This is a genomic window from Nocardia puris (assembly GCF_003315035.1).
GTDB classification, from domain to species: domain Bacteria; phylum Actinomycetota; class Actinomycetes; order Mycobacteriales; family Mycobacteriaceae; genus Nocardia; species Nocardia puris.
The window spans coordinates 1-9,264 of sequence record NZ_QNRE01000039.1 but is presented as its reverse complement, the minus strand read 5'-3'; the positions used below and the strand labels follow the sequence as shown (position 1 = coordinate 9,264).

At 57.8% G+C, this 9,264-nt stretch carries 9 protein-coding genes; all 9 read right to left on the bottom strand.

Annotation, left to right across the window (positions count from 1 at the left end; genetic code table 11):
- Positions 1-183: 183 nt before the first annotated feature.
- Positions 184-819: a hypothetical protein gene (locus DFR74_RS34950; RefSeq protein ID WP_178128354.1), complete on the bottom strand. Its 636-nt coding sequence runs from the start codon at positions 817-819 to the stop codon at positions 184-186.
- Positions 820-851: 32 nt separating this feature from the next.
- Positions 852-1,688 carry an MlaD family protein gene (locus tag DFR74_RS34945; RefSeq protein WP_228792446.1) on the bottom strand — a complete coding sequence of 279 codons (837 nt, stop codon included), beginning with the start codon at positions 1,686-1,688 and terminating at the stop codon, positions 852-854.
- Between the two features lie 116 nt (positions 1,689-1,804).
- On the bottom strand, positions 1,805-2,809 hold the full coding sequence (locus DFR74_RS34940; RefSeq protein ID WP_036542657.1) for an MlaD family protein: 1,005 nt from the start codon (positions 2,807-2,809) through the stop codon (positions 1,805-1,807).
- Between the two features lie 77 nt (positions 2,810-2,886).
- Entirely contained in the window at positions 2,887-3,984 is a 1,098-nt protein-coding gene (locus DFR74_RS34935; protein WP_138445784.1) for an MlaD family protein, read from the bottom strand.
- 2 nt (positions 3,985-3,986) lie between these two features.
- Complete coding sequence (locus DFR74_RS34930; protein WP_048833144.1) at positions 3,987-4,949, bottom strand: MlaD family protein; 963 nt, start codon at positions 4,947-4,949, stop codon at positions 3,987-3,989.
- 65 nt (positions 4,950-5,014) lie between these two features.
- Positions 5,015-6,034 (bottom strand): MlaD family protein, encoded by a 1,020-nt coding sequence (locus DFR74_RS34925; RefSeq protein WP_014349805.1) that lies wholly within the window; start codon positions 6,032-6,034, stop codon positions 5,015-5,017.
- The gene (locus DFR74_RS34920) at positions 6,031-7,080 is read right to left on the bottom strand and encodes an MlaD family protein (RefSeq protein ID WP_084538260.1); all 1,050 of its coding nucleotides are present in this window, start codon (positions 7,078-7,080) and stop codon (positions 6,031-6,033) included. The genes DFR74_RS34925 and DFR74_RS34920 overlap by 4 nt, the downstream gene beginning before the upstream one ends.
- Before the next feature lie 6 nt (positions 7,081-7,086).
- Positions 7,087-7,953, bottom strand: a complete 867-nt coding sequence (locus DFR74_RS34915) for an MlaE family ABC transporter permease (RefSeq protein ID WP_036542649.1) — start codon at positions 7,951-7,953, stop codon at positions 7,087-7,089.
- The gene (locus DFR74_RS34910; protein WP_043737830.1) at positions 7,954-8,790 is read right to left on the bottom strand and encodes an MlaE family ABC transporter permease; all 837 of its coding nucleotides are present in this window, start codon (positions 8,788-8,790) and stop codon (positions 7,954-7,956) included.
- Between the last annotated feature and the right edge of the window lie 474 nt (positions 8,791-9,264).

Genomic DNA, 9,264 nt, shown 5'->3' with positions numbered 1-9,264 from the left:
CTTGAAGGATCACGCGGTGGCCATCTCCTTTCCGGCTACGACACGCCGGTCACACCGGACGATCCGGCTGATACACCACCCTGCCGGACGCAACCGTGTGAGAGCGAGTCGGCGGCAGGGAACACCCGCGCTGGAAATCGAAGTCATTATTCCAAGCTCCTCAACGTCGAAAAACCCCGGTGACTATTTGGCCGGGAGTGCCGAGTCGACACCACCGACATCTGTTACCTTCCAATCCAGATTCTTGTCAACTGTTACGGTATAGGTAACAGTCGTTTGCGCACCCTCCGGTATCTGCGCACTCTTCGATGTCACATTCAGGAACACGTTGACGACGTAGACACCCGATCGTTCGGAGCGCACTGTCGCCGCGATGGGAACTCCACTAGAACTCCACTTCAGTGGCAGCACAATTTCTTTCAGCTGCGGAGCAGTGGCATCGAACTTGTTTGCAAGAACGGGCGAGACGTTGGACTTCAAACCACGAACCCACTGGTCGAAATTCTGATAGTCGATATTCGAGGCTCCGACTGCATACTCAGACGCTACTTCTTCGGCGCGCTTCTCCGCGGCTACGACAGCGTCCCGATCTTTCAACTCGCTCCTAGCCGAGAGCCACAACGGAATCGAAACGGCCACCGCGACAACAAGGAGGGCTACTGCGGTTCCCAAGGCCAGAGAACGCAGGCTTATCGAGAACGACCTCTCCGACCCGCGTGCGCTCGAGCCACCCTTGACCGACGTCCGAGGCACACCCGCGTCAACCGGCTTTTCTTCCGCAGCTTCGCGGTCGGTATCATGAGAATCTTCTGTGGGCATAATCAGCTCCGGTGTCTCTCGTTCTTTCACATCTATTTGACGGCGATCCGCATTCGCAAAGCACCGTCCCCCGTGACACTGAGTGCACGATCTATCAGGTCGCTTATGTTGATTTGCGCCATGGAGTTCGACGCGCTTTCCGCCAGTGGCTGTACCGCCGGGACCAGATCACGAAGATCGGGGCCGATCTCATTGATGTAAGACGTCACTTTATCAAGGAAGGGAATAAGTCCGTTTCCTTCGATATAGTCCCCGGGCATATTGCCGATTCGAGACAGTCGCGCCAGAGAGTCCGCGATGAGTGCGCCCCACGCTCCGGCTTCCTCCCACAGAGGGCCGGCGGCGGTCATCGACTCCTCGGCCCACTCCATATCAGCACCCATTGTTTGCAAATTCGTCAAGATATTACGGATTTCGGGTGACCTACTCAGAATCGTTTCCGAAAGCAGCGTTGTCGATGCCGCCAGACGCGGCATCACGGCTTCCGTTCCCGACAACGTCTGATCCAAGGTCTTGACGATATTGCTGATCGCCTGTGGGTTCAGTTGCTCGACCAGATGGGTGACAGTATGCGCCACATCAGGTATCGAGCGGGGTAGAACCACTTCAACCGCGTCGATACGCTGACCGTCGGCCAGGTAGGGCCCGGCATCAGTATCCGGTACGAACTCGATATAGGGCTCCCCCAACCCCGAAAGGTCCTCAACAGTAGCGCTGCCGGTCGCAGGAACCCTGTACTTGGGATCGAGACCCAGCACCAATTCGACACCACGCTCGGCCTTGTCGATAGAGTCGATCTCTCCTACCTTCACTCCTCTCAACAGGACCGGGGAACCGGGTAGCAAACTCCCGGTCCTCGGCAGAGCCATGGTCACAACAGTCCTGCCAGAAAACCAATCAACTCGAAGCACACCGAATGCTAGGTATGCGGTGCCCAAAACCAGCACGATTCCGATCGACACCAGGGATAGCACGGAACTCGACTTCATCGAACCACTCCGATCATCCGCAGCGACGCAAGAATACTGTCTATCCGATCGTCGTCCGATATGGGGCCGACGCCTTCAATGCCTACAATATTAACCTTCGGACCGCGCTCAACAAACGGAATAACCTTTTCGCGCAAAATGGCCACGGCTTTGTTCAAATTCGAGGGGGCGTTCAGATCAAGCGGGCGGCGAGTGAACAATAGCGGCACGAAGGCACGTGCGGCCTCATTGCCCGATTGCGCCAGGGGGCCGACCCACCGGAGAGATTCTGTGAGCAATTTGAATCCGTCGTACAACGTGATCAACCCGATCATGGAAGTCATCGAAGCAGCGGCCTGACTCACCCCCGACTCCGTCAGCAAATACTCCAATTCAGGGGTTCGACGCTGCACCACGTCCGTGTTCGCGCGCAGACCGTTCAGCATTGCGTCGACGGCATCCAGGTGGTTGGCCAGGTCAATGATATCCGCACCGACTACCTCGGATATCGAAGCAGTCTGCCGAGTGTCCATCGGCAGCACCCCGTTCACGCGGTTCATTATCTCCTGAGCCTGTTGAATCCCTCCTCCTTGGACGAAGGTCGCGAGTACGTTCATGGTGTCCTCAACCTGCAGCAGCGGCTTCGTCTTGTCCAATCCGATGGTGGCCCCCGGGGGAAGGGCATCCTGCGTGCCGGTCGGCGGAGTCATCAGCGCGATGGAGACATCGCCAAGTATCGTCGGCTGGCGGAGTTCAGCGGTGGTGCCGACCGGCAATCGAACCGACGCCATCAGGTCGACATCGACGGCAACATACCCGTCGTGGTCCTTGCCCGCGTCGACCAGTGACACATCGCGCACGACCCCTGCTCGCAGACCATCGACTGTAACCTTCGCTCGCGCTGGCAGATTCAAGGCGTCAGCGAACAGAATCCGGATACCGTACCGGTCTCCAGAAATTCCGGTCCCCGGAACGGGAACCTCCGCGGGATCGAATCCACATCCGGGAACTATGCACACCATTGCCACCGCGGCCGCAGCGATGAACCGACCACCACGCTCACGAGCAGATCGCGCCCATACGACTCGTCGCAGAACCATCACCGCGCACCTGCCGTCCCGAATATCAACGGAAGAACCGAAACTTTCTCCAACCCGTTCTCAGCGGACTTGCAGCTACCTGGCACGACACGCTCGATGGCCGCGCATACCCGCTCTGCGTCCGCCGGCGGCAGCTGAGGCGCCGCGTAAGTCAGGATCGGTGAACCACCCTCCTGCGCCGTCGCCCTCTGAAAAGCCTGCACCAGCGGTGGCGTCAGGTCGATTATTTCTTGTAATGAGCCGATATTTGCACGGGCGAGACGCGCTAATGGGACTGTCGCGTTCAGCGCTTCGAGAATTTGGTCACCAAACATTGAAGTAATCTCGTTCAACCATGGCACAATGATCCGCAACGAATCGATAATCGACACGGTGCGCTCAAAGATGCCATGATCGATCACTTCGAGACCTGGAGCCAGACGCGTGATCATGGCCTTGATATCGCCCCATCCGCCGGCCATGCTGTCCGATAATGATCGCAGTGAGTCGATGAGCGCACCGATATGCCCGATAGCAGCATTGGGGGAATTGAGAGCACGACCCAACTTGAGGATCGTATCATTCATTTCAGGTCCTGTTCCGGATAATGCGGCATCTAAGGCCGCGAGCTCATCCGCAAGCCTTTCACGCTGTGTCGAATCATTTCCATCGGTGATCTCTGCAGCGAGGTTGCCCAGCGCATTCATAGTCTGCGACATGCTCTTTGGCGTCAGTGTACGGGTAATGCACTGTCCAGAATCCCATTCATGCTCGGCTTCGCTGTCATCGAGTAATGCAAGCGATCGGTCCGCGACGATTGTGTCGGATACGGTGGTAGCTGACACCTGACCGCGGGGCGAATGGCTTACCTCTACCTCGAATTCGACACGGACCATGTCACCATGAGGTTCGATACGCGTCACCGAGCCGACTCTGACCCCTCGCATGGTGACATGGTTCCCGGCGTACAAGCCGATTGCATCCGGCATATTCGCGCAATAGCTACGCATCCTCTTGGGAGGCTCGATGATCACGAAGTATCCGACGATCAGAATTGCACATACGACCGCGACACCGAGAACGGACATGAGACCCCGGGACGCCAAGAGCTTATTCATCGTCAGCACTCCTTTCCGGGGACCGGAATACACACCGACGGTACCTGGACAACTGTCGCGGATTGGTCGACCACGAGCCCATCCTTCGACGACGCGATCGGCTGGAGCCGCGCCAGTAGGTCGCGCGTATTCGTGACAACCTGTCCCATTTCTTCACCCAGACGTTCCAGCTCAGGGATGACGTCGGCCAGGGCTCGCGCAACGGATTGCAACCTGGATCGATACGCCGGCTCGAGGCCCGCGATACGCGCGAGAAGCTCGTCCATCAGCCGGACGGCTTCGTAGATCTCGGCCTTTTTGTCGAGGCCCACTGTCTCCATCAGATTGACGCTGTCGATCATTCCGCCGAGTGTCGCCTTCGACTCGTTGATCGCGCCGAGATACTCGTCCGCCATCGCGAGCGTGTCCGAAATGTCACGGTTCTGGCGGTCGAGGATGTCGACCAGAGATCCGAATGCCTCTGTTGCTCGGCGAATGCCGGACGGTCCACTGGCAATCGCAGCGTTCATGTTCGTCAAATTCTGCCGCAACGTATCGCCATCGATATCATCGATCGGCCGAATCGCGTCCTCAAAAGTCCGACCCAAGCTGTACGGAAGATGGACCCTCTCGGCGGGAATGGACGAGTGTAACGCAGAATTCCCCGCCGGCGTCACCGCGAGGTAGCGGCCGCCGATCAGTGTCAGCATACGGATATCGAGACTCGTCTGGTCACCGATGAAGATGTCGCTGTCGACGGTGAAGCTCATTCGAACGTTCCTTCGGCTCAGCTCGATAGACTTCACCGCACCAACCGGCACACCCGCGATTCGGACGTCATCGCCAACCTTGACCGAGCCCACTTCCGGCATTTCCGCCCAGTATGTGGACTCGTCGAAAGGTACTACGTAGACTACTACGCTCGCCGTCAAGACCGCTCCCATCACTGCGGCCCCGACGGCAGCCCAGCGCAATTCTCGGTCCATGCTTCGAAGGGGAGCACTCACCGTCTGCAACGCGGTACCCCCGCGAACACGGAATAGCTTACTGATCACCGCTCGCATATCGAGATCCTTTGCCCACTGATCAACACATGTAACGGCGCCGGAACTTCGGCGTTGCCGTTCGAGCAGTTACGATTGATGACCGGTCCATCGGCGGGAACCCACGCATTCAGTGTCTCGAGAACGGCCGGCAGCTTCCGCAGCACCTCGACCGCCTGTTCCGGGTCCGGAAATACTGCCCCCAACAGGGCATCGGCATCGGCGTTAGGTCCGGCCGTCAAGCCGAAGGCCTCGAGAAGGCCGTTCAATGGCGCGATCACGTCTGGTGCCATGAGGGCGAATTCGACAATTCCATCCACCTTGCTACGCAACGTGGACACAACCGAGGCCAGCTCCGAGACAAGTCGGACGAGATGCGAGGATCGGCCACCGATATGGTCGGATATCTCTTTGAGATTTCCGACCAGAACGGTGACTACCGCTTGCCTGTCCAGCGCATAGTTGGACAAGGCTTCGATAGAGTCGAGGACGGAACCGACGCCCGCTCCGTCTCCCTCGATGACAGCGATCATGTTCTCTGCGAACTTGTTCACCGCTTCGGGCGACAGCTCTGCGAGTACCGGTTGTAAGCCGTTGAATAAATCCGTAATGTCGAACGACGGGATCGTGTTGGCAATATCGATCTTATGTCCGGCCGTCAACTCCGCTGTGGTCGGCGATGATTGTTGAACATCGAGATATCGCTGTCCTACGAGGTTCTGATAGCGAATCGCCAGCACAGTGTTCTCGTAGATCGGGTGATTGCGCTGGACCGCAAATCCAACCACCGCTCGACCACTGGCATCCAAGGTAATCGATCGTACCTCGCCAACTCGAAGACCATCCATACGGACATCGTCGCCGGCCTTGAGGCCGTTCGCGTCGACGAATTCAGCCGAGAATTCTACCACGTCTCCAGATACGGGGCGTTGCACCGTCTGAACGATGATCGCGAGCAGCACAGTGATCACGACGGCAGACACGATAAGTTTTGCGCTGGTCGCCAGAAAACTTCGCTGTCTTGTCATCGGCCACCTCCGATGTTGGATGTCGGCGGAAGACCCGGCAAGAACGCGGTGAACGCTGGAACCATATCGAGAACCAACTCGATGTTCAGAATCGGACCGTCTGGAGTCGACGTGAATGATCGGTCTAGACGTGATAGGAGTTCAGTGAGCTGCATGCTCGAGGCGCCGGGGGTAGGTACCATTTTAGTGGCCGTTGACAGAACCGGAGCGAGCATAGCCGCATAGTCCGACAGATGACCCTGAGCCGCGAATAGAGTTTCCGCCAGCCCAGGAAAGAACTCCCGACCTACAGTATTGACAGTCGTATCGAACAGCTCACGATCTGTATTCAAGATCTCGATCGTGGTGAGCCGATTTATGAGGCCGACCGTACCGTCGATCATCGATGCAGTCCCGACTAGCATGGAACCGTATTGGTCCAGCAGCTGCGATATCGGCATCGTCTGGGTTTCAGCAATGTTCCGGCTGGATACAACGATTGCCTCCATGAGAGGTGTGAATTGCCGGGCTATTGTCGCGCCCCGTGTCAGGATCTCGGTCAATTCCGGGACGAGAATGTCTCCAGTTGCTTGAGCTACGCTGCGGATGAGAACACCCATCGTTGCGTCTCGTTGCCGGTCGGCTCGCGGCCCCGTCAAATCGACGATACTGCCATCCCGTAATGGAGCCCCACCATCACCTGGTTTCAGCGCAATTTCACTGATGCCGAACAAGTTCGATGGCGAGTAGTCGACGAATAGCCCGTCCGTGAGACCTGCCGATTCGGCGCTTTCCAGTCTGAGAATCAATTGTTTCGCCCCATCGTCCGATTCGATCGCCGAAACATCACCTATCTCGATACCGTCGAATCGAACGGGTGTTCCGACGGTGATTCCGTCGCCGATGGACTCGGTACGCAGCAGTACCACTATTCGATTATCATCCTGTAGGGCCATCACAACAGTCCAGGTCAAGGCTACTACGATCACTGTGATCACGGCGAGAACACCCAGCATGACCGATGACCGCTTCGATGTCGACACACCCGGCGTTTCATAGCGAGACATCGTTTCTCACCCCGTAAATTCGATGGAGGAGTTGACGCCCCACAGGAGGAGGGTCAACACCATATCCAAACCGATGATTGCCACGAAGCTTGCTCGGACAGCACGTCCAGATGCGATTCCGACGCCTTCTGGCCCACCAACGGCGAAGAACCCATGATAGCTGTGGATAAGAATCACAGCCGTCCCGAATACGAGAACCTTTATCACCGAGGCCGTCACATCCCAGCCGCTGATGAATTGATAAAAATAGTGATCGTAGACACCGGCGGCTTGGCCATGAAGTTGCACGATCACCGCGCGACAAGCGGCATAACTCAGGATCAAGGCGATCAAGAATGTCGGAATGATTGCCACGGCCCCGGCGATGACCCGGGTGGTCACAACGAACGGTATCGATCGCAGTCCAAGCGACTCGAGTGCATCGATCTCCTCGGAGATCCGCATAGCGCCGATTTGGGCCGTAATACGGCATCCGGCTTGTGCGGCGAACCCGACGCCCGCAGCAATCGGTGCAAGTTCCCGTGTATTGGCAAAGGCCGAAACGATGCCGGTCACCGGCCCCATGCTGATCAGGTTGAGAGTGGTGAAGGACTCTACACCGACCGAGCCTCCGATCACCAGACCGAGTACCACCAGCATCGGTACAGTTCCACCGCCGACGATAATGGACCCTTGGCCCCATGTCATATCCGTGATCACGCGCATAGTCTCGGCTCGATATCGCCTGATCGTGAACGGGATCGCGGACAGCGCCTCCCAAACGAACGCGAGTACGAAACCGATCGACTCCAGGGGCGCGATGCGCGCTCCGAACGGCGCTATTCTTCTCCTGAGCCTCGCCAGCCGGGGTGGAGTAACCTTTACCTCCGACATCTAGGCCAGCCTCGTCGGAAGGAATATCGACACCAGCTGAGTAATTATGAGGTTCGTGATGGCGATGGAAACTACGGAGAGAACTACAGCCGCGTTCACGCCATCCGCCACTCCGCGCGGACCGCCTTTTGCTTCGAGCCCCCGCTGGCACGCGATCACGACCACGATGAATCCGAACAGCACGGACTTGGCTATCGAGACACCGATGTCCGCGACGACGGTGAAAGAGCCGAACGTTCCCCAGTAGCTGCCGGGGGTCACTCCCTGGGGGCCGATTGCGACCGCATATCCAGCTATCACGCCCGTGAAGATGATCAAGATATTGAGCATCGGCGCGACGAAAACCATCGCCACCATCCGAGGAATAACGAGTCGGTGCAAGGGGCTGATGCCCATCGTTCGCATGGCATCGATTTCTTCGCGAATGTTACGTGCACCCAGATCCGCCGCGATTGCGGCCGCTCCGGCCGCACCCAGCAGCAGCCCTGTTGCCATGGGGGCGCCCTGTTTGATCACACCCAATCCACCAGCGGCACCGAGCAGGGAGTCCGCCCCGATTTGATGAATCAAGTTTCCGACCTGGACGGAAACGATGACACCGAAAGGCACGGCCATCAGGATGGCCGGAATCGCAGTAACGGTGATCAGATACCAAGCTTGATTCAGTGCCTCTCGCCACTGGAATCTCAAACGAACGATATCGCTTACTGCTCCCGCAGCCGACTCAGAAGCCATCTGCGTCGACCGGCCAAAAGTTCTGAGCGCCGACACTACGGTTTCGGAAAAGTTTTCCCTGAGCAACCTCGTCGACGTCGATAGCGCGCTACGTTCAGGCATTACCACAGATTCCCGTCCTAACCAAGAGTATCGCTCCGCAACGCAACTGGCGCGCCCGCTAGGAAAGTGTCGACGATCCGGCATAGCTCGTTCTCCGAATGATCGGAATGGCTTCGCCGGTATGACGTACCTCGTCGGGTCATTATCGAGCGCACCCTGCTCACGGCACCTCCTTGTGCACTACTGCAAGTACCAGATACTCAGGGTATGAGTATGTGGTGCTGCTCACGCAGTGTCAATAGAGGATTTCGATCGATCCCGGGACGCGCGAGCGACCCTCTGGCAACCGAGCGATATCGCCCCGGCGAAAGTCGGCCGATAGCAACCGCGACGTGCGACGACACCATCCACATGAGCAGTCTCGCCCATCTACGCCGAGGGTCAAGTCCTGGGGTGTGGTGTAACGGAGTTGGTCACCGCGTGATCGGTTGTTCGGTCAGGCGGTGAGTTCTGCGGGGGTGGTGTCCTCCTGTT